At 67.9% G+C, this 26,008-nt stretch carries 2 protein-coding genes; both read left to right on the forward strand.

The features are described from left to right. Positions 1-116: 116 nt before the first annotated feature. Positions 117-887, forward strand: a complete 771-nt coding sequence (locus CHB99_RS16385) for a thioesterase II family protein (RefSeq protein ID WP_042122196.1) — start codon at positions 117-119, stop codon at positions 885-887. A gap of 92 nt (positions 888-979) precedes the next feature. Further along, on the forward strand, positions 980-26,008 hold the full coding sequence (locus CHB99_RS16390; RefSeq protein WP_084702560.1) for a non-ribosomal peptide synthetase: 25,029 nt from the start codon (positions 980-982) through the stop codon (positions 26,006-26,008).

The raw sequence follows: 26,008 nt of genomic DNA on the forward strand, positions 1-26,008 counted from the left end.
CGCCCGGCGCGTCTGCCGGCAGATGCGACTAATTATTTCCAGATGCCATCCGTTCTTTTGGGAGACAAGCCCGGCCGCTGTCATGGCCGGGGCGTGCACCTACAGGAAAACGACACATGGGCATCGAACGCGACGCACCCGGCCTGACCCTGTTCTGCCTGCCTTATTCCGGCGCCAGCGCCACCTGCTACAGCCCGTGGAAGCACAAGCTGCCGTCCTGGCTGAAGCTGCGGCCGCTGGAGTTGCCCGGGCGCGGCATGCGCATGGACGAGCCGCTGCACACCGATATCGTGCAACTGGCGCATCTGCTGGCCGAGGAAATCGCCGTCGAACTGGATCGCCCGTTCGCCCTGTTCGGCCACAGCCTCGGTGGCCTGCTGGCCTTCGAACTGGCCCACGCCCTGCGCGATCGCGGTCTGCCGGCGCCGCTGGCGCTGTTCGCCTCGGCCACCGCCGGTCCTGCGCGACGCGATGTCAGCGAGTACGCCATCGCCAAGAGTGACGGCGAACTCGTCGCGCGCCTGCGCGAACTGGGCGGCACCAGTGAAAGCGTGATCGCCAACGAGGAATTGCGCGAGCTGATCCTGCCGATCCTGCGCGCCGACTTCCTCCTCTGCGGCAGTTTCGCCTACGGCCAGCGCGAGCCGCTGGCGGTGCCGATCCACGTGTTCGGCGGCAAGCGCGACACGGTCAGGGTCGAGGAACTGCTGGACTGGCAGGAGGAGACCAGCACCGGTTTCTCCCTCGACATGTTCGAAGGTCATCACTTCTACCTGATCGACGAGCAGGCCCGCCTGCTGCGTCAGGTGCGCCGCTACGCCGACCAGCACCTGGCGCGCTGGCGCAATCGCCACGCCCGGCGCCACACGGCCCGTGCCCTCGGTTGAACCCAGCGTCGTTCGCGCCGGCCACGGCAGGCGCGTTTTCTTTTCGTCACCCGACCCCTTTTTTGCCAAGCCGAATTCAGCAGGAACCCCTCATGGATGCGTTTGAACTTCCAGACACCCTGGCCCAGTCCCTTCAACGTCGTGCCGCACAGACGCCGGACAAGCTGGCGCTGCGTTTCCTCTCCGACGAGCAGGACCAGGGCATCGTGCTGACCTACGCCGACCTCGACCAGCGCGCGCGGACCATCGCCGCTGCCCTGCAGGCCCAGGCCCGTTTCGGCGACCGCGCGATCCTGCTGTTCCCCAGCGGCCCGGACTACGTCGCGGCGTTCTACGGCTGCCTGTACGCCGGCATCATCGCCGTGCCGGCCTATCCGCCGGAGTCCAACCGCCGCCATCACCAGGAGCGTCTGCTGTCGATCATCGCCGACGCCGAGCCGAGCCTGGTGCTGACCGCCTCGGCCCTGCGCGACAGCCTGCTGGAAGTCGCCGAACTCAAGGCCGAAGGCGCGCCGGCGCTGCTCTGCGTGGACACCCTCGACAGCGCCGCCGCCCAGGCTTGGCAAGCGCCGCAACTGAGTGGCGACGACATCGCCTTCCTGCAGTACACCTCCGGCTCCACCGCGCTGCCCAAGGGCGTGCAGGTCAGTCACGGCAACCTGGTGGCCAACGAAAAGCTCATCCGCCACGGCTTCGGCATCGATATCAACCCGGATGACGTGATCGTCAGCTGGCTGCCGCTGTACCACGACATGGGCCTGATTGGCGGCCTGCTGCAACCGATCTTCAGCGGCGTGCCCTGCGTGCTGATGTCGCCGGCGTACTTCCTGACCCGGCCGCTGCGCTGGCTGGAGGCGATCAGCGAATACAAGGGCACCATCAGCGGCGGTCCGGACTTCGCCTACCAGCTGTGCGCGGCACGGGTCAGCGATTCGGCCCTGGCCCGCCTCGACCTGAGCGGCTGGCGCGTGGCCTATTCCGGTTCCGAGCCGATCCGCCTGGACAGCCTGGAGGCGTTCGCCGAGAAGTTCGCCGGCTGTGGCTTCGATTCCAGCCGCTTCTTCGCCTCCTACGGCCTGGCCGAGGCGACCCTGTTCGTCGCCGGCGGCAAGCGCGGCCAGGGCATTCCGCACCTGCGCCTCGACGAGCAGGCCCTGGCGCGCAATGTCGCCGAGCCGGGGCAGGGCAGCCCGGTGATGAGCTGTGGCACCAGCCAGCCGGAACACGCCGTGCTGATCGCCGATCCGCAGAGCCTGGCAGAGCTCGGCGAAAACCAGGTCGGCGAGGTCTGGGCCAGCGGGCCGAGCATCGCCCACGGCTACTGGCGCAACCCGGAGGCCACGGCCAGGACCTTCGTCGAGCACGCCGGCCAGACCTGGCTGCGCACCGGTGACCTCGGCTTCATGCGCGACGGCGAGCTGTACATCACCGGCCGCCTGAAGGACATGCTCATCGTCCGCGGGCAGAACCTCTATCCACAGGACATCGAGCAGACCGTCGAGCGCGAAGTGGATGTGGTGCGCAAGGGCCGTGTCGCGGCGTTCGCGGTCACCCAGGACGGCGTCGAAGGCATCGGCATCGCCGCCGAGATCGGCCGCAGCGTGCAGAAGAACGTGCCGGCCGAGGAGCTGATCCGCACCCTGCGCCAGACCGTCGCCGACGCCTACCAGCAGGCCCCGGCGGTGGTGGTGCTGCTCAATCCCGGCGCCTTGCCGAAGACCTCCAGCGGCAAGCTGCAGCGCTCCGCCTGCCGCACCCGCCTGGCCGATGGCAGTCTCGACAGCTACGCGCTGTTCCCGCCGCGGGCCGGCGCTGAAAAAGCCGACGGCGCGAGCCTGGCCCAGTCCAACCTGGGCGAGCTGGTGGCGCGCAGCTGGCGCGAACACCTGCAGGTCGATGACATCGCCGCCGACGATCATTTCTTCCTGCTCGGCGGCAACTCGATCCTCGCCACCCAGGTCGTCGCCAGCCTGCGCGAAGCGCTGGGCATCGAGCTGAACCTGCGCCTGCTGTTCGAAGCACCGACCCTGCAAGGCTTCGTCGCCGCCATCGAGGGCGTGCAGTCCGGTGCCCAGGCCGAGGAGCGCATCGTGCGCCTGGCGGGCGAACAGGACCTGCCGCAATCCCTGGCGCAGAACCGCCTGTGGTTCACCTGGCAGCTGGATCCGCAGAGCAGCGCCTACAACATTCCCGCCGGCCTCAACCTGCGCGGCGAGCTGGACGAAGAAGCCCTGCGCGGCGCCTTCCAGCGCCTGGTGGAGCGTCACGAAGCGCTGCGCACGCGTTTCTACGAGAAGGACGGCGTGGCCCTGCAGCGCATCGACGCCGCCGGCCCGTTCGCCATCCAGCGCATCGACCTCAGTGATCTCGACGAGAACGAGCGCCGCGAGCGTGCCCAGGCCATCCGCGAAGAACAGGCGCGCCTGCCGTTCGACCTGGAAAATGGTCCGCTGCTGCGGGTGCAACTGGTCTGCCTCGACGAGCAGGAACATCAACTGCTGGTGACGATGCACCACATCATCGCCGACGGCTGGTCGCTGAACGTGCTGATCGACGAGTTCTCGCGCCTGTATGCCGCCGCCGTCCAGGGCCAGCCGCTGGCGCTGGAAGCCCTGCCGGTGCGTTACGCCGACTACGGCCAGTGGCAGCGCGAGTGGCTGGCCCGGGGTGAAGCCGAGCGTCAGCTGGCCTACTGGAAACAGCAACTGGGCGAGGAACAGCCGAGCCTCGACCTGGCCACCGACCACCCGCGTTCCGCCCGCCGCCAGCACAGCGCCGCGCGCTACAGCCTGCGTCTGAGCGCCGAGCTGAGCAAGGCGCTGAAGGCCGCCGCGCAGAACCATCAATCGACGCCGTTCATGCTCCTGCTGGCCGGCTTCCAGAGCCTGCTGCACCGCTACAGCGGACAGACCGATATCCGCATCGGCGTGCCTGGCGCCAACCGTCCGCGCCAGGAAACCCAGGGCCTGATCGGCTTCTTCATCAACACCCTGGTGCTGCGCGCCGAGCTGGATCCGCGCCTGCCGTTCGAGCAGTTGCTGACGCGCACCCGTCTGGCCGCGCTGGATGCCCAGGCGCATCAGGACCTGCCGTTCGACCAACTGGTCGAAGCCTTCCCGCAGGCCCGCGAGCAGGGTCTGTTCCAGGTCATGTTCAACCACCAGCAGCGCGACCTCGGTGCGCTGCGCCGCCTGCCGGGCCTGCTCGCCGACGAGCTGCCGTGGCACAGCCGCGAAGCCAAGTTCGACCTGCAACTGCACAGCGAGGAAGACCGCGGCGGGCGCATCAACCTGTCCTTCGACTACGCCGACGAGCTGTTCGAACGCGCCACCATCCAGCGTCTGGCCGCCCATTACGTGCGCCTGCTGACCCAGGTCAGCGCGCAGGCGGACATCGCCCTCGGCGACCTGCAACTGCTCGACGACGCCGAACAGGCGCGCCAGGCCGCCTGGAGCGTGGCCCCGTGCGCCGCGGCCGGGCGCTGGCTGCCGGAGCTGCTCAACGACCAGGCGCAGCGCAGCCCCGAGCGCACCGCGCTGGTGTGGGACGGCGGCAGCCTGGACTACGCCGCACTGCACACCCAGGCCAACCGCCTGGCCAACTACCTGCGCGACAAGGGCGTCGGCCCCGACGTCAAGGTGGCGATCGCCGTGGAGCGTTCGCCGCAACTGCTGATCGGCCTGCTGGCGATCGTCAAGGCTGGCGGCGCCTACGTGCCGCTGGACCCGGACTACCCGAGCGAGCGCCTGGCCTACATGCTCGCCGACAGCCGCGTGTCGCTGCTGCTGACCCAGAGCCACCTGCTCGGCGACATGCCCGGCGCCGATGGCGTCAGCGCCATCGCCCTGGACACCCTCAAGCTGGACAACTGGCCGAGCCACGCGCCGGGCCTGCACCTGGACGGCGACAACCTCGCCTATGTGATCTACACCTCCGGCTCCACCGGCCAGCCGAAAGGCGTCGGCAATACCTACGCGGCCCTGGCCGAGCGCCTGCAATGGATGCAGGCCACCTATGCCCTGGACGCCAGCGACGTGCTGATGCAGAAGGCGCCGATCAGCTTCGACGTGTCGGTGTGGGAGTGCTTCTGGCCGCTGATCACCGGCTGCAAGCTGGTCATCGCCGCGCCCGGCGAGCACCGCGATCCGCACCGCATCGCACAACTGGTGGCGGAACATGGCGTGACCACGCTGCACTTCGTGCCGCCGCTGCTGCAATTGTTCATCGACGAGCCGCTGAGCGCCAACTGCAGCAGCCTGCGCCGGGTCTTCTCCGGCGGTGAAGCGCTGCCCGCCGAGCTGCGCAATCGCGTGCTGGCGCAACTGCCCGACGCCCAGTTGCACAACCGCTACGGCCCGACCGAGACCGCAATCAACGTCACCCACTGGCACTGCCAGATCAGCGACGGCGCCCGTTCGCCGATCGGCCGGCCGCTGGGCAACGTGATCTGCCGGGTGCTGGACAGCGAACTGAATGCCCAGCCCGACGGCGTCGCCGGCGAGCTGTGCATCGGCGGCATCGGCCTGGCCCGTGGCTACCTGGGTCGCGCCGCGCTGACCGCCGAGCGCTTCGTGCCGGATGCCGGCGGCGAGCCGGGTGCGCGCCTGTACCGCACGGGCGACCGTGTGCGCTGGGCCGCCGATGGCGCCCTGGAGTATTTCGGGCGTCTCGACCACCAGGTGAAACTGCGCGGCTTCCGCGTCGAACCGCAGGAAATCGAGGCACGCCTGCTGGCCCTGGACGGCGTCGGCCAGGCTGCCGTGCTGGTCCGCGAAACCGCCGCCGGTGCGCAACTGGTCGGCTACTTCACCGCCGAGGCGGGCGAGGAGGGCGAGGCCGCGCAGATTGCCCGGCTCAAGGCCGAACTGGCCCTGGAACTGCCGGAGTACATGGTCCCGGCGCAACTGGTGCGCATGGACGTGATGCCCCTCGGCCCGAGCGGCAAGCTGGACCGTCGCGCGCTGCCCGAGCCGCAATGGCAGTCCCGCGAACATATCGAGCCGGAAACCGAGCTGCAGCGTGGCATCGCCGCGATCTGGCGCGATGTGCTGGGCGTGCCGCGGGTCGGCCTGGCCGATGATTTCTTCGACCTGGGCGGCCACTCGCTGCTGGCCACCCAGATCATTTCCCGCGTGCGCCAGAGCTGCGACGTCGAATTGCCGCTGCGGGTGCTGTTCGAGCATCGCGAACTGGGCACCTTCGCCGGCGCCGTCGCCGCATTGCAGGCCGCCGGCCAGCGCAACAGCCAGCAGGCCATCGGCAGTGTCGATCGCAGCCAGCCGGTGGCGCTGTCGTACTCGCAGCAGCGCATGTGGTTCCTCTGGCAGATGGAGCCGGACAGCCCCGCCTACAACGTCGGCGGCATGGCCCGCCTGAGTGGCGCGTTCGACATCGGCTGCTTCGAGGCGGCCCTGCAGGCGCTGATCCTGCGCCATGAAACCCTGCGCACCACCTTCCCCAGCATCGATGGCGTGGCCTGCCAGAAAGTCTCCGAGGAGACCGGCGTGGCCATGCAGTGGCTGGACATTTCCGCGCTGCCCGCCGCCGAGCGCCAGGTACGCCTGCAGGCCTTCGCCGACAGCGAGGCGCACACGCCCTTCGACCTGGAAACCGGTCCGCTGCTGCGCGCCTGCCTGGTCAAGGCCGGCGAGCAGGAGCACTACTTCGTCCTGACCCTGCACCACATCGTCACCGAAGGCTGGGCGATGGACATCTTCGCCCGCGAACTGGGCCTGCTCTACGAGGCCTTCCTCGACGGCAAGCCGTCGCCGCTGCAACCGCTGGCGGTGCAGTACCTCGACTACAGCGTGTGGCAGCGCCAGTGGCTGGAGTCCGGCGAGCGCCAGCGCCAGCTGGACTACTGGACCGCGCAACTGGGCAACGAACATCCGCTGCTGGAGCTGCCCGGCGACCGTCCGCGGCCGGCGGTGCAGAGCCACCAGGGCGAGCTGTTCCGCTTCGACCTCAGCGATGACCTGGCCGGCCGCGTGCGCGCCTTCAACGCGAAAAAGGGTCTGACCCTGTTCATGACCATGACCGCCGCCCTGGCGGTGCTGCTCTACCGCTACAGCGGCCAGACCGACCTGCGCATCGGCGCGCCGGTGGCCAACCGCATCCGCCCGGAAAGCGAAGGGCTGATCGGTGCCTTCCTCAACACCCAGGTGCTGCGCGTGCAGCTCGACGGGCAGATGAGCGTCGGCGAGCTGTTCGAGCAGGTGCGTCACACCGTGATCGAAGGCCAGTCGCACCAGGACCTGCCGTTCGACCACCTGGTGGAAGCCCTGCAACCGCCGCGCAGCGCCGCCTACAACCCGCTGTTCCAGGTAATGTGCAACGTGCAGCGCTGGGAGTTCCAGCAGAGCCGCGAGCTGGCCGGGATGACCGTGGAGTACATCGTCAACGATGCCCGCGCCACCAAGTTCGACCTCAACCTCGAAGTCACCGAACTGGACCATCGCCTGGGCTGCTGCCTGACCTACAGCACCGACCTGTTCGACGAGCCGCGCATCGCCCGCATGGCCGCGCACTGGCGCAACCTGCTGCAGGCGCTGCTGGCCGATCCGCACCAGCGTCTCGGCGAACTGCCGCTGCTGGCCGCCGACGAGCGCCAGCACCTGCTCGACAGTCTCGGCGCGGAAGCCGGCGAGCAGCGCCTCGACCAGTGCATCCACAGCCTGTTCAGCGAGCGGGTCAAGGCCAACCCCGAGGCCGGCGCGCTGACTTTCCGTGGTGAAACCCTCAGCTACGGCGAGCTGGATGCCCAGGCCAATCGCCTGGCCTGGATGCTCCGCGAGCGTGGCGTCGGCCCGCAGGTGCGGGTCGGCCTGGCCCTGGAGCGCTCGCTGGAGATGGTCGTCGGCCTGCTGGCGATCCTCAAGGCCGGCGGCGCCTACGTGCCGCTGGACCCGGAATACCCGTTGGAACGCCTGCAGTACATGATCCAGGACAGCGGCGTGCGCCTGCTGCTCAGCGACGCGAAACTGCTGGAGGCCCTCGGCGAGCTGCCCGAAGGCGTGGCGCGCTGGTGCCTGGAGGACGACCTGCCACGGCTGGCGGCCTACCCGGACAGCGAGCCGCCGTTCGTCAACCTGCCGCAGCACCAGGCCTACCTGATCTACACCTCCGGCTCCACCGGCCTGCCCAAAGGCGTGGTGGTCAGCCATGGCGAGATCGCCATGCACTGCCAGGCGGTGATCAAGCGCTTCGACATGCGCCCGGACGACTGCGAACTGCACTTCTATTCGATCAACTTCGACGCCGCCACCGAGCGCCTGCTGGTGCCGCTGCTGACCGGTGCGCGCCTGGTGCTGCGCGCCCAGGGGCAGTGGGATGCCGAAGAGATCTGCACGCTGATCCGCGAGCAGGGCGTGAATATCCTCGGTTTCACCCCGAGCTACGGCAGCCAGCTGGCGCAGTTCCTCGCCACCCAGGGGCAACAGTTGCCGGTGCGCATGTGCATCACCGGCGGTGAAGCGCTGACCGGCGAGCACCTGCAGCGCATTCGCGCGGCCTTCGCGCCGGCGCTGTTCTTCAACGCCTATGGTCCGACCGAGACCGTGGTCATGCCGCTGGCCTGCCTGTCGCCGGCCGAGCTCGACGAGGGCCAGGCCAGCGTGCCGATCGGCAGCGTGGTGGGGGCGCGGGTCGCCTATATCCTCGACACCGACCTGGCCCTGGTCCCGCAGGGCGCCACCGGTGAGCTGTATGTCGGCGGTGCCGGCCTCGCGGTCGGCTACCACGAGCGTCCGGGCCTGACCGCCGAGCGCTTCGTCGCCGATCCGTTCTCCGACGCAGGCGGGCGCCTGTACCGCACCGGCGACCTGGTGCGCCAGCGCGCCGACGGCCTGGTGGAGTACATCGGCCGGGTCGACCATCAGGTGAAGATCCGCGGTTTCCGTATCGAGCTGGGCGAGATCGAGACCCGCCTGCTCGACCACGCCGCCATCCGCGAAGCGGTGGTGCTGGCCCTGGACACCACGGCGGGCAAGCAACTGGCCGGTTACCTGGTCAGCGATGTGGCCAGCCAGGACGAAGCGCGCCAGGCGCAACTGCGCGATGAACTGAAAGCCGCGCTCAAGGCGCAGTTGCCGGACTACATGGTGCCGACCCACCTGATCCTGCTCGACGCCATGCCGCTCACCGCCAACGGCAAGCTCGACCGCCGCGCCCTGCCGGCGCCGGACCCGGAGCTCAACCGCCAGCAGTACGTGGCGCCGAGCAGCGCGCTGGAACAGAGCCTGGCGCGGATCTGGGGCGAAGTGCTCAACGTCGCCCAGGTCGGTCTCAACGACAACTTCTTCGAACTGGGCGGCGACTCGATCCTGTCGATCCAGGTGGTCAGCCGTGCCCGTGCCGCCGGTATCCACTTCAGCCCGCGCGACCTGTTCCAGCACCAGACCGTGCAGACCCTGGCCGCCGTCGCCACCACCCGCGAAGTGGTCAGCGCCGAGCAGGGCCCGCTCAGCGGCGCCTCGGCCCTGACGCCGATCCAGCACTGGTTCTTCGACACCCCGATCGCCAACCGCCAGCACTGGAACCAGGCGGTGCTGCTGGAGCCGACCCAGACCCTCGATGCCGTCCTGCTGGAGCAGGCGCTGAAGGCCGTGCAACAGCAGCACGATGCCCTGCGCCTGGCGTTCCGCGAGCGTGACGGTGCCTGGCAGGCGCAGTTCCGCGCGGCGGACGACAATCTGCTGCGGGTCGCGCAGGTCGCTGACCTGAACGACTGCGGCAACCTCTACGACGAAACCCAGCGCAGCCTCGACCTGCAACAGGGTCCGCTGCTGCGCGCCCTGCTGGTCGATGCGGGCCAGGGCCGCCAGCGCCTGCTGCTGGCGATCCATCACCTGGTGGTGGACGGCGTGTCCTGGCGCGTGCTGCTGGAAGACCTGCAGACGGTCTATCGCCAGTTGCAGACCGGCGACGCCGTGCGACTGCCAGCCAAGACCAACGCCATGCGCGACTGGGCCGAGCGCCTGTCCGCCTATGCCGGCGGCGAAGCGCTGGGCGCGGAACGCCACTGGTGGCAAGCCCAGTTGGGCGGCGCCGAGATGCCGCTGCCAGGTGTCGACCAGGCTGGCGGCCAGCAGAACCGCCATGCCCGGAGCGTCAGCGTGCGCCTGGACGCGCAGCGCACCCGCCAACTGTTGCAACAGGCGCCGAGCGCCTACCGCACCCAGGTCAATGACCTGCTGCTCACCGCCCTGGCGCGGGTGCTCTGCCAGTGGACCGAGCAGCCGTCGGCGCTGGTCCAGCTGGAAGGCCATGGCCGCGAAAGCCTGTTCGACGAGATCGACCTGACCCGCAGCGTCGGCTGGTTCACCAGCGCCTACCCGCTGCGCCTGACCCCGACCGCCGGGCTGTCCGCCTCGATCAAGGCGATCAAGGAGCAACTCCGCGCGGTACCGCACAAGGGCCTCGGCTACGGCGTGCTGCGCTACCTCGGCGACGACGCCAGCCGCGCCGCGATGCGCGCGTTGCCGGTGGCGCCGGTGACCTTCAACTACCTCGGCCAGTTCGACCAGAGCTTCGCCAGCGATGCGCTGTTCCGTCCGCTGGAAGAGTCCGCCGGTACCGCCCATGATCCCCAGGCGCCGCTGCCCAACGAGCTGAGCATCGATGCCCAGGTCTACGCCGGCGAACTGGTGCTGCGCTGGACCTTCAGCGCCGAGCGCCATCAGGCCGCGACCATCGAAGCCCTCGCCGATGCCTACCTGGCGCAGTTGCAGGCCGTGGTCGAGCACTGCGTCGCCGATGGCAGCGGTGGTCTGACCCCGTCCGACTTCCCCCTGGCCAGCCTGACCCAGGCCCAGCTCGACGCCCTGCCGGTGCCGGCGGCGCGGATCGAGGACGTGTTCCCGCTGACCCCGATGCAGGAGGGCATGCTCCTGCACACCCTGCTGGAGCCGGGCACCGGCCTGTACTACATGCAGGACCGCTACCGCATCAACAGCGACCTCGACCCCGAGCGCTTCAGCCGTGCCTGGCAGGCCGTGGTCGCCCGCCACGAAGCGCTGCGCGCCTCGTTCTGCTGGGATATCGGCGAGGGCATGCTGCAGGTTATCCACAAGCCGGGCACGACCGCGGTGGAATACCTCGACTGGCGCGACGTGCCCGCCGACCAGCAGGACCCGAAACTGCAGGCCCTGCACAAGCGCGAGCGCGAGGCCGGTTTCGATCTGCTGCACCAGGCGCCGTTCCACCTGCGCCTGATCCGCGTCGGCGAGGCCAGCTACTGGTTCATGATGAGCAACCACCACATCCTCATCGATGCCTGGTGCCGTTCTCTGCTGATGAACGACTTCTTCGACATTTACATGGCCCTCGGCGAGGGACGCGAGGCGCAACTGTCGCCGGCACCGCGCTACCGCGACTACATCGGCTGGCTGCAGCAGCGCGGCCTGGAACAGGCGCGCAACTGGTGGCGCGACAACCTGCGCGGCTTCGAGCGGCCGACGCCGATTCCGAGCGACCGTCCGTACCTGCGCGAACACGCCAGCGAGAGCGGCGGCATGGTGGTGGGCGATGTCTACACCCGCCTCGACGTGGCCGATGGCGCCCGCCTGCGCGAACTGGCGCAGCAGCACCAGCTGACCGTCAACACCTTCGCCCAGGCCGCCTGGGCCCTGACCCTGCGCCGCCTGAGCGGCGACCGCGACGTGCTGTTCGGTGTCACCGTGGCCGGGCGTCCGGTGGACATGCCGCAGATGCAGCGCACCGTCGGCCTGTTCATCAACACCATCGCCCTGCGCATCGGCCTGCCGCGTGACGGCCAGCGCCAGAGTGTGCGCCAGTGGCTGAGCGGGTTGCTCGACAGCAACATGCAGCTGCGCGAGTACGAGTACCTGCCGCTGGTGAATATCCAGGAGCTCAGCGAGTTGCCCAAGGGCATGCCGCTGTTCGACAGCCTGTTCGTGTTCGAGAACGCCCCGGTGGAAGTCTCGGTACTGGACCGCGCGCAAAGCCTGAACGCCACCTCGGATTCCGGCCGTACCCACACCAACTACCCGCTGACCGCGGTGTGCTACCCGGGCGACGACCTTGGCCTGCACCTGTCCTATGACCAACGCTATTTCGACGAAAGCACCGTGCAGGGCATGCTGGCCGAGTTCAAGCGCCTGCTGCTGGCGCTGGTCCAGGGCTTCCATGGCGATATGGCCGAGCTGCCGCTGCTGGGCGCCGACGAGCGTGCGTTCCTCACCGAAGGCTGCAACCAGAGTGCCCGCGAATATCCGCTGGAGCGTGGCTATGTGGCGCTGTTCGAAGAGCAGGTGGCCCTGCATCCGCAGCGGGTTGCCGTCAGCTATCTCGACCAGACGCACAGCTATGCCGAGCTGAACAGCGCCGCCAACCGCCTGGGCCATGCCCTGATCGCGGCGGGTGTCGGCTTCGATCAACCGATTGCACTGCTGGCCGAGCGCGGTCCGGACTTGCTGGGCATGATCGTCGGCAGCTTCAAGGCGGGCGCGGGTTACCTGCCGCTGGATCCGGCGCTGCCGAATCAACGCCTGAGCGGCGTGATCGGGCAGAGCGGGGCGCCGGTGCTGGTGTGCAGCGCCGCGTGCGAAGCGCAGGCCCGCGAACTGCTGGTCGGGCTTGAAGGCGTGCAACTGCTGGTCTGGGAACAGGTCCAGCAGGGTGGGCATTCCATCGCCAACCCAGGTCGCTACAGCGGCCCGGACAACCTGGCCTACGTGATCTTCACCTCCGGCTCCACCGGCCTGCCGAAAGGCGTGATGGTCGAGCAGCGCGGCATGCTCAACAACCAGCTGAGCAAGGTGCCGTACCTCGATCTGAGCGAGAAAGATGTGATCGCCCAGACCGCCTCGCAGAGCTTCGACATTTCCGTCTGGCAGTTCCTCGCCGCGCCGCTGTTCGGCGCCCGTGTGGATATCGTGCCGAACGACATTGCCCGCGATCCGCAGGCGCTGCTGGCGCATGTCACCCAGCAAGGCATCACCGTGCTGGAAAGCGTGCCATCGCTGATCCAGGGTCTGCTGGCCGAGGAACGGGTCAATCTGGACGGCCTGCGCTGGATGCTGCCGACCGGCGAAGCCATGCCGCCCGAGCTGGCGAAGCAGTGGTTGCAGCGTTATCCACAGATCGGGCTGGTCAATGCCTACGGTCCGGCCGAGTGCTCGGACGACGTGGCGTTCTTCCGCGTCGACCAGAAATCCACGGAAAGCACCTACCTGCCGATCGGCACGCCGACCGACAACAACCTGATCTACCTGCTGGACGATGCCCTTGAACTGGTGCCGCTGGGCGCCGTGGGCGAACTGTGCGTGGCTGGCACTGGCGTGGGTCGCGGCTATGTCGGCGACACCCGCCGCACCGTGCCGGTGTTCGTGCCGAATCCGTTCGGCGCTCCAGGCGAGCGTCTGTACCGCACCGGCGACCTGGCCCGCCGTCGCGCCGATGGCGTGTTGGAATACGTCGGCCGCGCCGACCACCAGGTGAAGATCCGCGGCTACCGCATCGAACTGGGCGAGATCGAAACCCGCCTGTTGGAGCATCCGGCGGTGCGCGAGACGGTCGTGCTGGATATCGATGGCCCGCAGGGCAAGCAACTGGTGGCCTATCTGGTCGCCCGTGGCGAGCTCGACGTCGATCAGCTCAAGGCCTCGCTGAAGGCCAACCTGCCGGACTACATGGTGCCGACCCACTTCGTGGTGCTCGACGCCATGCCGCTGACGCCGAACGGCAAACTGGACCGCAAGGCCCTGCCGAAGCCGGACGCCACGCAATCGCAAACCACCTACGTCGCCCCGGTCAGCGAGCTGGAACAGCAACTGGCCGCCATCTGGGCCGATGTGCTGAAAATCGAGCGCGTCGGTCTCGACGACAGCTTCTTCGAGCTGGGCGGTCACTCGCTGCTGGCCACCCAGGTGATTTCCCGCGTGCGCCAGAGCCTGAAGATCGAGCTGTCGCTGCGCAGCCTGTTCGAAGCCAAGGACCTGCGCGGCTTCGCCCATCAGGTCGCGCAGGGCGAAAGCAGCAAGCTGCAGGCCATCGCCCGCGCCGATCGCAGCCAGCCGCTGGCGCTGTCCTATGCCCAGCAGCGCCAGTGGTTCCTCTGGCAGCTGGAGCCGCACAGCGCGGCCTACAACATGCCGGCGGCTCTGCGCCTGCGTGGCGCGCTGGATATCGCCGCGCTGGAACTGAGCTTCGAACAGCTGATTGCCCGCCACGAAACCCTGCGCACCACCTTCCGCCAGGACGGCGGCCAGGCCGTGCAGATCATCCATGAACCGGCGCCGTTCGTGCTGGCCGTGGAACAACTGCCGGCGTCGGAACTGGCCCGCGAGGAGCAGGTGCGCCTGTTCGTCGAGGCCGAGACCCTGCGTCCGTTCGACCTGGAACACGGCCCGCTGCTGCGCGTGCGTCTGCTCCATCTGGGCGCGGACGAGCATGTGCTGGTGCTGGTCCAGCACCATATCGTCACCGACGGCTGGTCGATGCCGATCATGGTCGACGAGCTGATGCGCCTGTACGCCGGTCACAGTCAGGGCGAGGCGGTGCGACTGGCGCCGCTGGCGATCCAGTACGCCGACTATGCCCTGTGGCAACGGCAGTGGATGGAAGCGGGGGAGAAGGCCCGGCAACTGGCCTACTGGACCGCGCAACTGGGCGGCGAGCAGCCGGTGCTGGAGCTGCCCACCGACCATCCGCGTCCGCCGGTGCAGAGCACCGAGGGCGCGCAGTTCAACCTGAGCCTGGACCCTGAACTGGCCGCACGCCTGAAGGTCGTGGCCCAGGAGCAGGGCGTGACCCTGTTCATGCTGCTGCTGGCGTCGTTCCAGACCCTGCTGCACCGTTATTCGGGCCAGGCGGACGTGCGCGTCGGCGTGCCGATCGCCAACCGCAACCGCGCGGAAACCGAGGCGTTGATCGGCTTCTTCGTCAACACCCAGGTGCTCAAGGCCGAGATCGACGCGCAGACCTCCGTGGCCGAGCTGCTGCAGCAGGTCAAGCGCCATGCCCTGCAGGCCCAGGCCCATCAGGACCTGCCGTTCGAGCAACTGGTCGAAGCCCTGCAGCCGCAGCGCGACCTGAGCCGCAGCCCGCTGTTCCAGGTGATGTACAACCACCAGAACCAGGCGCCGCAACTGGCCCCGCAACTGGCCGGGCTGAGCCTGCAAGCGGTGCTCTCGGAGAAGCACACCGCGCAGTTCGACCTGATGCTCAACACCGTCGAGCAGGACGACGGCCTGAGTGCGTCGCTGACCTACGCCACGGCGCTGTTCGAGGCCGACACCATCGCCCGCATGGCCGCGCACTGGCAGCAGTTGCTGGCGTCCCTGAGCGTCGATGTGCAGCAGCGGATCGGTGAACTGACGCTGCTGGAGGCTGCCGAACAGCAGCACATCCTGCGCGACTGGAACGCCACCGCCGCCGAGTTCCCGAGCGAGGCGTGCATCCAGAGCCTGATCGAAGCGCAAGTGGCGGCGACGCCGGATGCGCCGGCGCTGGTCTTCGCCGGCGAGGAACTGAGCTACGCCGAGGTCAACCGCCGGGCCAACCAGCTGGCGCACAAGCTGCGCGAGCAGGGTGTCGGCCCGGATTCGCTGGTGGGTATCTCGGTCGAACGCAGCCTGGAAATGGTCATCGGCCTGGTGGCGATCATCAAGGCCGGCGGTGCCTATGTGCCGCTGGACCCGGATTATCCACAGGACCGTCTGGCCTACATGATCGAGGACAGTGGCATTGGTCTGCTGCTGACCCAGGGTTCGCTGCTGGCGCAACTGCCGGTTCCGGATTCGGTGCAGTCCCTGTGCCTGGATCGACTGGACCTGGCGGGCTACAGCGAAGCCAATCCATCGCTGCACACCGTGCCGGAAAACCTGGCCTACGTGATCTACACCTCGGGCTCCACCGGCAAGCCGAAAGGCGCCGGCAACAGCCACCGCGCGCTGGTCAACCGCCTGCACTGGATGCAGAAGGCCTATGGTCTGGACGGCAGCGATACCGTGCTGCAGAAGACGCCGTTCAGCTTCGACGTATCGGTATGGGAGTTCTTCTGGCCGCTGCTGACCGGTGCCCGTCTGGCGGTTGCCCTGCCGGGTGATCACCGTGATCCGGAGCGTCTGGTGGCGACCATCAATGAGTACGGCGTCAGCACGCTGCACTTCGTGCCGTCGATGCTCCAGGCCTTCATGACCAGCGAGCAGGTCGAGAGCTGCAACAGCCTGAAGCGCGTGGTGTGCAGTGGTGAAGCGCTGCCGGCCGAGCTGGCCGCGCAAGTGTTGAAACGTCTGCCACAGGCCGGCCTGTACAACCTGTACGGCCCGACCGAAGCAGCGATCGACGTCACTCACTGGACCTGCACCGTTGATGACCACCTGAGCGTGCCGATCGGTCAGCCAATCGACAACCTCAAGACCCATATCCTCGAAGACGGCCTGCTGCCAGCCGCTCCAGGCTGCGCCGCCGAGCTTTACCTGGGCGGTGTCGGTCTGGCCCGTGGTTACCACAACCGTCCATCGCTGACCGCCGAGCGCTTCGTGCCGGATCCCTTCTCGTCCGAGGGCGGCCGTCTGTACCGCACCGGTGACCTGGCCCGCTATCGCGGCGAGGGCATCATCGAGTACGCCGGACGTATCGACCATCAGGTGAAGATCCGCGGCCTGCGTATCGAGCTGGGCGAAATCGAGGCGCGTCTGCTGGAGCACCCGGCGGTGCGCGAGGCCAGCGTGATCGATATCGACGGCCCGAGTGGCAAGCAACTGGCGGCCTACCTGGTGGCCGAGGACAGCGGCGAACTGAAGGACCTGCTCAAGACCCACCTGAAGGCGCACCTGCCGGAATTCATGGTGCCGAGCCACTTCATCCTGCTGGAGAAGATGCCGCTCAGTGCCAACGGCAAGCTGGACCGCCGTGCGCTGCCCAAGCCCGACGTGAGTCAGGCCCAGGCGGCCTATGTCGCTCCGGGCACGGCCCTGGAAAGCCAGCTGGCGGCAATCTGGGCCGAGGTGCTGAAACTGGAGAAGGTCGGCATCACCGACAACTTCTTCGAACTGGGCGGCGACTCGATCATCTCCATCCAGGTGGTCAGCCGCGCCCGTCAGGCCGGCATCGTCTTCACCCCGAAAGACCTGTTCCAGCGCCAGACCGTGCAGGGTATCGCCCAGGTGGCGAGCCGCGCCGCGGCGGTGCGGATCGAGCAGGGCCCGGCCAGCGGCGAAACCCCGTTGCTGCCGATCCAGCAATGGTTCTTCGCCAGCCCGATCCCCGAGCGTCAGCACTGGAACCAGTCGGTGCTGCTCAAGCCGACCGTGCGTCTCGACGCCGCGTCGCTGGAACGTGCCCTGCACAGCGTGCTGGCGCACCACGATGCGCTGCGCCTGAGCTTCGTCGAGGGCCGCGCGCACTTCCGCGACCAGGTCGCCGGCGAACTGCTCTGGGTCCGTGAACTGGCCAGCCACGACGGCCTGCTGGCACTGGCCAACCAGGCGCAACGCAGCCTCGACCTGGAAAACGGTCCGCTGTTGCGCGCGCTGCTGGTCGAGCTGCCGCAGGGCGAACAACGCCTGCTGCTGGTGATCCATCACCTGGCGGTGGACGGGGTGTCCTGGCGCATCCTCCTGGAAGACCTGCAGACGGCCTACCACGGCGCCGCGCTGCCGGCCAGGACCCATTCGGTCAAGACCTGGGCCGAGCACCTGCATGCCTTCGCCGGTACCCCGGCGCTGGCCGCGGAGCTGGGCTGGTGGCAGGCGCAACTGCAGGGCGTCAGCGACGAGCTGCCGCTGGACCACGCCGATGGCGGGCAACGGCACAAGCATGAAGTGTCGGTGCGCACGCACCTCGACGCCGAGCTGACCCGGCAATTGCTGCAGGACGCTCCGGCGGCCTACCGCACGCAGATCAACGACCTGCTGCTCACCGCCCTGGCCCGCACCATCAGTGGCTGGACCGGTCGCGCCGACACCCTGGTGCGCCTGGAAGGCCACGGCCGCGAAGACCTGTTCGACGGCCTCGACACCACCCGCACCGTCGGCTGGTTCACCAGCATGTACCCGGTGAAACTCAGTGCCGCTGGCGCTCTGGGCGAGTCGCTGAAGACCGTCAAGGAACAGCTGCGCGCGGTGCCGCACAAGGGCCTCGGCTACGGCGTGCTGCGCTGGCTCGGCGACGAGCAGACGCAGCGCAGCCTGGCCGCGCTGGCCCAGGGCAGCATCGTGTTCAACTACCTCGGCCAGCTGGATGGCAGCTTCGCCTCGGCCGATGCGCTGTTCGCCCCGTCCGGCGAGAGCAGCGGCCAGGGCCAGGACGCCGAGGCGCCGCTGGACAGCCTGCTGGCGATCAACGGCCAGGTGCTCGACGGCCAGCTGGAACTGCTGTGGAGCTTCAGCGGCGAGGTGTTCGATATCAGCACCGTGCAGGGCCTGGCCGATGCCTATGGCCGCGAGTTGCGTGAACTGATCGAGCACTGCCTGAGCACGGCCGGTGGCGTGACGCCGTCGGACTTCCCGCTGGCCGGCCTCGACCAGCAGCAACTGGACAGCCTGCCGGTGGCCGGCGCGCAGATCGCCGATCTCTACCCGCTGTCGCCAATGCAGCAGGGCATGCTGTTCCACAGCCTGTACGAGCAGGACGCGGCCAGCTACGTGAACCAGATGTCGGCCACGGTGCGCGGCCTCGACGTACAGCGCTTCCGCGCCGCCTGGCAGGCGGTGGTGGACAGCCATGATGTGCTGCGCGCCAATTTCCTCAGTGGCTTCGAACAGCCGTTGCAACTGATCCGCCGGCAGGCCGAGATGGCCTTCGTCGAGCTGGACTGGCGCGAGCGCGACAGCTGCGCCGAGGCGCTGAACGCCTGGGCCGCCGCCGACCAGCAACGCGGCTTCGACCTGCAGCGCGACCCGCTGCTGCGCCTGAGCCTGCTGCGCACCGGCGTGGACAGCCATTTCCTGGTGTTCACCAGCCATCACATCCTGCTCGACGGCTGGAGCAATTCGCGCCTGCTCGGCGAAGTGCTGCAGCGCTACAGCGGACACACACCGCCCGCGGGCCGGCGTTATCGCGACTACATCGAATGGCTGCAGGGCCAGGACGTGCAGGTCAGCCAGGACTTCTGGCGCGGCCAGCTGGCCGAGCTGAGCGAGCCGACCCGCCTGGTGCCGGTGTTCAAGGTACCGGCGGAGGGCGAAGGCTTTGCCGACCAGGTGCTGACCCTGGATGCGCCGCGTACCCGTCGCCTCAACGACTTCGCCCGCGACCAGCGGGTCACCGCCAACACCCTGCTGCAAGCCGCGTGGATGCTGCTGTTGCAGCGCTATACCGGGCAGTCGGGGGTGACCTTCGGTGCCACCGTGGCCGGCCGTCCGGCCGACCTGGCGGGTGTCGAGGAACAGCTCGGTCTGTTCATCAACACCCTGCCGGTGGTGGGCAGCCCGCGTGCCGAGCAGTCGGTGGGCGAGTTCGTGCAGCAGGTGCAGGCGCGCAACCTGGCCGTGCGCGAGCATGAACACACGCCGCTCTACGATATCCAGCGCTGGGCCGGCTGGAGTGGCGAGGCGCTGTTCGACTCGATCATGGTCTTCGAGAACTACCCGATCGCCGATGCCCTGCAAGGCGCGGCTCCGGATGCCCTGACCTTCGATGCCATCGTCAGCCAGGAACAGACCCACTATCCGCTGACCCTGGTGATCGAGGCGGGCGAGCGACTGACCGTGCGCATGAGCTACGACCGTGGCCAACTGGCGGGGGAAACCGTGGCGCAACTGGCGGCGCATCTGGGGCAACTGCTCGATGCGCTGGTGGTGAGTGGTGAGACTGCGCTGGGTGAGCTGTCGATGCTGGACGTGTCCGAGCAACAGCACATCCTGCGCGACTGGAACGCCACCGCCGCCGAGTTCCCGAGCGAGGCGTGCATCCAGAGCCTGATCGAAGCGCAGGTGGCGGCGACGCCGGATGCACCGGCGCTGGTCTTCGCCGGTGAGGAACTGAGCTACGCCGAGGTCAACCGCCGGGCCAACCAACTGGCGCACAAGCTGCGCGAGCAGGGTGTCGGGCCGGATTCGCTGGTCGGTATCTCGGTAGAACGCAGCCTGGAAATGGTCATTGGCCTGGTGGCGATCATCAAGGCCGGCGGTGCCTACGTGCCGCTGGACCCGGATTATCCACAGGACCGTCTGGCGTACATGATCGAGGACAGTGGCATTGGTCTGCTGCTGACCCAGGCGGCGCTGCTGCCACAACTGCCGATCCCGGCGGGCGTGGAAGCACTGTGCCTGGATCAACTGGACCTCACGGGCTACAGCGAAGCCAATCCATCGCTGCACACCGTGCCGGAAAACCTGGCCTACGTGATCTACACCTCGGGCTCCACCGGCAAGCCGAAAGGCGCCGGCAACAGCCACCGCGCGCTGGTCAACCGCCTGCACTGGATGCAGAAGGCCTACGGCCTCGACGGCAGCGATACCGTGCTGCAGAAGACGCCGTTCAGCTTCGACGTGTCGGTGTGGGAGTTCTTCTGGCCGCTGCTTACCGGTGCCCGCCTGGCGGTTGCACTGCCGGGTGATCACCGTGATCCGGAGCGTCTGGTGGCGACCATCAATGAGTACGGGGTCAGCACGCTGCACTTCGTACCGTCGATGCTCCAGGCGTTCATGACCAGCGAGCAGGTCGAGAGCTGCCACAGCCTGAAGCGCGTGGTGTGCAGTGGTGAAGCGCTGCCGGCCGAGCTGGCCGCGCAGGTGCTGAAACGTCTGCCACAGGCCGGTCTGTACAACCTGTACGGCCCGACCGAAGCGGCGATCGACGTGACTCACTGGACCTGCACCGTTGATGACCACCTGAGCGTGCCGATCGGTCAGCCTATCGACAACCTCAAGACCCATATCCTCGAAGACGGCCTGCTGCCAGCCGCCCCAGGCTGCGCCGCCGAGCTGTACCTGGGCGGCGTCGGCTTGGCTCGCGGTTACCACAACCGTCCATCGCTGACCGCCGAGCGCTTTGTACCGGATCCGTTCTCGTCCGAGGGCGGCCGTCTGTACCGCACCGGTGACCTGGCCCGCTATCGCGGCGAAGGGATCATCGAGTACGCCGGGCGTATCGACCATCAGGTGAAGATCCGCGGCCTGCGTATTGAGCTGGGCGAAATCGAAGCGCGTCTGCAGGAGCATCCGGCGGTATGGGAAGCCAGCGTGATCGATATCGACGGTCCGAGCGGCAAGCAGCTGGCGGCCTATCTGGTGCCGCAGGATGCGAGCCTGGACATCGACGAACTGAAGGCTCATCTGAAGGTCCACCTGCCGGAATTCATGGTGCCAAGCCACTTCGTTCTGCTGGAGAAGATGCCACTGAGTGCCAACGGCAAGCTGGACCGCCGTGCGCTGCCGAAGCCGGAAGTGACCCAGGCGGCCTACGTCGCGCCAACCAGCGCGCTGGAAAGCCAACTGGCAAACATCTGGGCCGAAGTCCTGAAACTGGAGAAGGTCGGCGTCACCGACAACTTCTTCGAACTGGGCGGCGACTCGATCATCTCCATCCAGGTGGTCAGCCGCGCCCGTCAGGCCGGCATCGTGTTCACCCCGAAAGATCTGTTCCAGCGCCAGACCGTGCAGGGCGTCGCCCAGGTGGCGAGCCGGGCCTCGGCGGTGCAGGCGGAGCAGGGCGTCGTGCTGGGCGAGATGCCGCTGACGCCGATCCAGCAGTGGTTCTTCGAGCGCGAGATCGCCGAGCCGCAACAGTGGAACCAGGCCGTGCTGCTGGCACCACGGGAGTCGCTGTGTGCCGACATCCTCGATGCCGCGCTGCAGGCGCTGCTGGTTCAGCACGATGGGCTGCGCGCCAGCTTCCGCAATGGGCAGGCGCACTTGCGCGGCGAAGCGGACGCTGTGCTGTGGGTCCGCGAACTGGCCGCCATCGAGCAACTGGAGGCACTGGCCGATGAGGCGCAACGCAGCCTCGATCTGGAAAACGGTCCGCTGCTGCGCGCGCTGCTGGTCAATCTGCCGCGGGGCGAACAGCGCCTGCTGCTGGTGATCCACCACCTGGTGGTGGACGGCGTGTCCTGGCGCATCCTCCTGGAAGACCTGCAGGCGGCCTACAACGGCGCCGCGCTGCCACGCAAGACCAGCTCGTTCAAGCACTGGGCCGAGCGTCTGCAACAGCATGCGCGGAGTACCGAGGTGGAGGCGCAACTGGGCTGGTGGCAGGCACAGCTGCAAGGCGTCAGCGACGAGCTGCCGTGCGACCGTCCCGACGGCAGCCTGGCGCAGCGCCATGCCCGTTCGGTCAGCAGCCGTCTCGACCGCGAACTGACCCGTCAACTGCTGCAGGAGGCCCCGGCGGCCTACCGCACGCAGATCAACGACCTGCTGCTCACCGCCCTGGCGCGGGTGATCGGTCGCTGGACCGGTCGCGCCGAGACCCTGGTGCGTCTGGAAGGCCATGGTCGCGAAGAGCTGTTCGCCGAGCTGGACATCACCCGCACCGTCGGCTGGTTCACCGCGATGTATCCGCTGAAGCTGAGCGCCGTGGCGGAGCTGGACGTGGCGGTCAAGACCGTCAAGGAACAGCTGCGCGCGGTACCGGACAAGGGCCTTGGCTATGGCCTGCTGCGCTACCTCGGCAACCCGGCGGCACGCGACAGCCTGGCCGCGCTGGCCCAGGGCAGCATCGTCTTCAACTACCTGGGTCAGCTCGACGCCGGTTTCGAAGACAGCCTGTTCGTGCCGGCCAGCGAAAGCCGTGGCCAGGGCGTCAGCCCGCAGGCCAGCCTGGGCAGCCTGCTGAGCATCGACGGCCAGGTGGCCGGCGGTGAGCTGGCGCTGGACTGGACCTTCAGTGCCGAGGTGTTCGACGAGGCCACGGTGCAGCGCCTGGCCGACGCGTATGTCGTCGAACTCCGCGCACTGATCGCTCACTGCCTGAGCGCTGGCGTGGGCGGCATGACGCCATCGGACTTCCCGCTGGCCGGCCTCGGCCAGGTGCAACTGGACGAGTTCCCGCTGGCGGCCCGCGAGATCGCCGACCTCTACCCGCTGTCGCCGATGCAGCAGGGCATGCTGTTCCACAGCCTGTTCGAGCAGGAGGGCGGCAGCTACGTCAACCAGCTGCGCGCCGAGGTGCGCGGTGTGGATGTCGAACGCTTCCGCGCGGCCTGGCAGGCGGTGGTGGACAGCCATGAGGTGCTGCGCGCCAACTTCGTCAGCAGTTTCGGCCAGCCGTTGCAGGTGATCCGCAAGCACCTGGCGCTGCCGTTCGAGGTTCAGGACTGGCGTGCTCGTGCCGATCTGGAAGCGGCGCTGGACGCGTTCGCCGAGGCGGACCAGCAGCGTGGCTTCGACCTGCAGCACGACGCGCTGCTGCGTCTGACCCTGCTGCGCACCGGCGAGGATTGCTGGCAGCTGGTGTACACCAGCCACCATATCCTCCTCGACGGCTGGAGCAGTTCGCGTCTGCTTGGTGAGGTGCTGCAGCACTACCGCGGCGAAGCGGTGGCGGCGCCACGGGGTCGCTACGGCGATTACATCCACTGGCTGCAGGGCCGCGATGCCCAGGTCAGCGAGCGCTTCTGGAGCGAGCAACTGATCGACCTGAGCGAGCCGACCCGCCTGGTGCCGGTGTTCAAGGCGCCGGTGGAGGGTGAAGGCTTCGCCGACCAGGTGCTGACCCTGGATGCGCCGCGTACCCGTCGTCTCAACGACTTCGCCCGCGATCAGCGCGTCACCGCCAACACCCTGCTGCAAGCCGCGTGGATGCTGCTGTTGCAGCGCTATACCGGGCAGTCGGGCGTGACCTTCGGTGCCACCGTGGCCGGCCGTCCGGCCGACCTGGCGGGTGTCGAGGAACAGCTCGGTCTGTTCATCAACACCCTGCCGGTGGTGGGCAGCCCGCGTGCCGAGCAGTCCGTCGGCGACTTCGTGCAGCAGGTGCAGGCACGCAACCTGGCCGTGCGCGAGCATGAACACACGCCGCTCTACGATATCCAGCGCTGGGCCGGCTGGAGTGGCGAGGCGCTGTTCGACTCGATCATGGTCTTCGAGAACTACCCGATCGCCGATGCCCTGCAACAGGCGGCACCGCAATCGCTGGTGTTCGACAAGGTGGTGAGTCAGGAGCAGACCCACTATCCGCTGACCCTGGTGATCGAGGCGGGCGAGCGACTGACCGTGCGCATGAGCTACGACCGTAGCCAGCTGGCGGGGGAAACCGTGGCGCAACTGGCGGCGCATCTGGGGCAACTGCTCGATGCGCTGGTAGTGAGCGGCGAGACCGCGCTGGGTGAGCTGTCGATGCTCGATGGCACTGAGCAACAGCACATCCTGCGCGACTGGAACGCCACCGCCGCCGAGTTCCCGAGCGAGGCGTGCATCCAGAGCCTGATCGAAGCGCAGGTGGCGGCAACGCCGGATGCGCCGGCGCTGGTCTTCGCCGGTGAAGAACTGAGCTACGCCGAGGTCAACCGCCGGGCCAACCAGCTGGCGCACAAGCTGCGCGAGCAGGGCGTCGGCCCGGATTCGCTGGTGGGTATCTCGGTCGAACGCAGCCTGGAAATGGTTATCGGCCTGGTGGCGATCATCAAGGCCGGCGGCGCCTACGTGCCGCTGGACCCGGATTATCCACAGGACCGTCTGGCCTACATGATCGAGGACAGTGGTATTGGTCTGCTGCTGACCCAGGCGGCGCTGTTGCCACAACTTCCGGTTCCAGACTCGGTGCAGTCCCTGTGCCTGGATCGACTGGACCTGAACGGGTACAGCGAAGCCAACCCTTCGCTGCACACCGTGCCGGAAAACCTGGCCTACGTGATCTACACCTCGGGCTCCACCGGCAAGCCGAAAGGCGCCGGCAACAGCCACCGCGCGCTGGTCAACCGTCTGCACTGGATGCAGAAGGCCTATGGCCTCGATGGCAGCGACACCGTGCTGCAGAAGACGCCATTCAGCTTCGACGTGTCGGTGTGGGAGTTCTTCTGGCCGCTGCTGACCGGTGCCCGCCTGGCGGTTGCACTGCCGGGTGATCACCGTGATCCGGAGCGTCTGGTGGCGACTATCAACGAGTACGGCGTCAGCACGCTGCACTTCGTGCCGTCGATGCTCCAGGCCTTCATGACCAGCGAGCAGGTCGAGAGCTGCGATAGCCTGAAACGCGTGGTGTGCAGTGGTGAAGCGCTGCCGGCCGAGCTGGCCGCGCAAGTGTTGAAACGTCTGCCACAGGCCGGCCTGTACAACCTGTACGGCCCGACCGAAGCGGCCATCGACGTGACTCACTGGACCTGCACCGTTGACGACCACCTGAGCGTGCCGATCGGTCAGCCAATCGACAACCTCAAAACCCATATCCTCGAAGACGGCCTGCTGCCAGCCGCCCCGGGCTGCGCCGCCGAGCTGTACCTGGGCGGCGTCGGTCTGGCCCGCGGTTACCACAACCGTCCTTCGCTGACCGCCGAGCGCTTCGTGCCGGATCCGTTCTCGTCCGAGGGCGGCCGTCTGTACCGCACCGGTGACCTGGCCCGCTATCGCGGCGAGGGCATCATCGAGTACGCCGGGCGTATCGACCATCAGGTGAAGATCCGTGGTCTGCGTATCGAACTGGGCGAAATCGAAGCGCGTCTGCAGGAGCATCCGGCGGTATGGGAAGCCAGCGTGATCGATATCGACGGTCCGAGCGGCAAGCAGCTGGCGGCCTATCTGGTGCCGCAGGATGCGAGCCTGGACATCGATGACCTGAAGGCACATCTGAAGACCCACCTGCCGGAATTCATGGTGCCGAGCCACTTCGTCCTGCTGGAGAAGATGCCACTCAGTGCCAACGGCAAGCTGGATCGCCGTGCGTTGCCGAAGCCGGAGGTGGCGCACGCCGTCTACGTCGCTCCGGCCACCGAGCTGGAGCGGCAACTGGCGGCGATCTGGTCCGAGGTCCTGCAGGTCGAGCAGATCGGCATGAGCGACGACTTCTTCGCCCTCGGCGGTCATTCGCTGCTGGCCACGCAGATCGTCAGTCGGCTGCAGAAGGAGCTGGGCTACCACGTGCCGCTGCGCGCCATGTTCGAACTCAACACCCTGCAGGCCCTGGCGGCGTACCTCGTCGGGCAGCAGGACGCGCGGATCGACGAGGCCAAGGCCGACCGTCTGTCCGACCTGATGGCCGAGCTGGAGGCGCTGTAG

The organism is Pseudomonas japonica (assembly GCF_900188455.1).
GTDB classification, from domain to species: domain Bacteria; phylum Pseudomonadota; class Gammaproteobacteria; order Pseudomonadales; family Pseudomonadaceae; genus Aquipseudomonas; species Aquipseudomonas japonica.

What these genes read in the sequence shown, in the direction of transcription:
- CHB99_RS16385 (WP_042122196.1), top strand. Translation starts at nt 117, where the DNA reads ATGGGCATCGAACGCGACGCACCCGGCCTGACCCTGTTCTGCCTGCCT.
- CHB99_RS16390 (WP_084702560.1), top strand. Translation starts at nt 980, where the DNA reads ATGGATGCGTTTGAACTTCCAGACACCCTGGCCCAGTCCCTTCAACGT.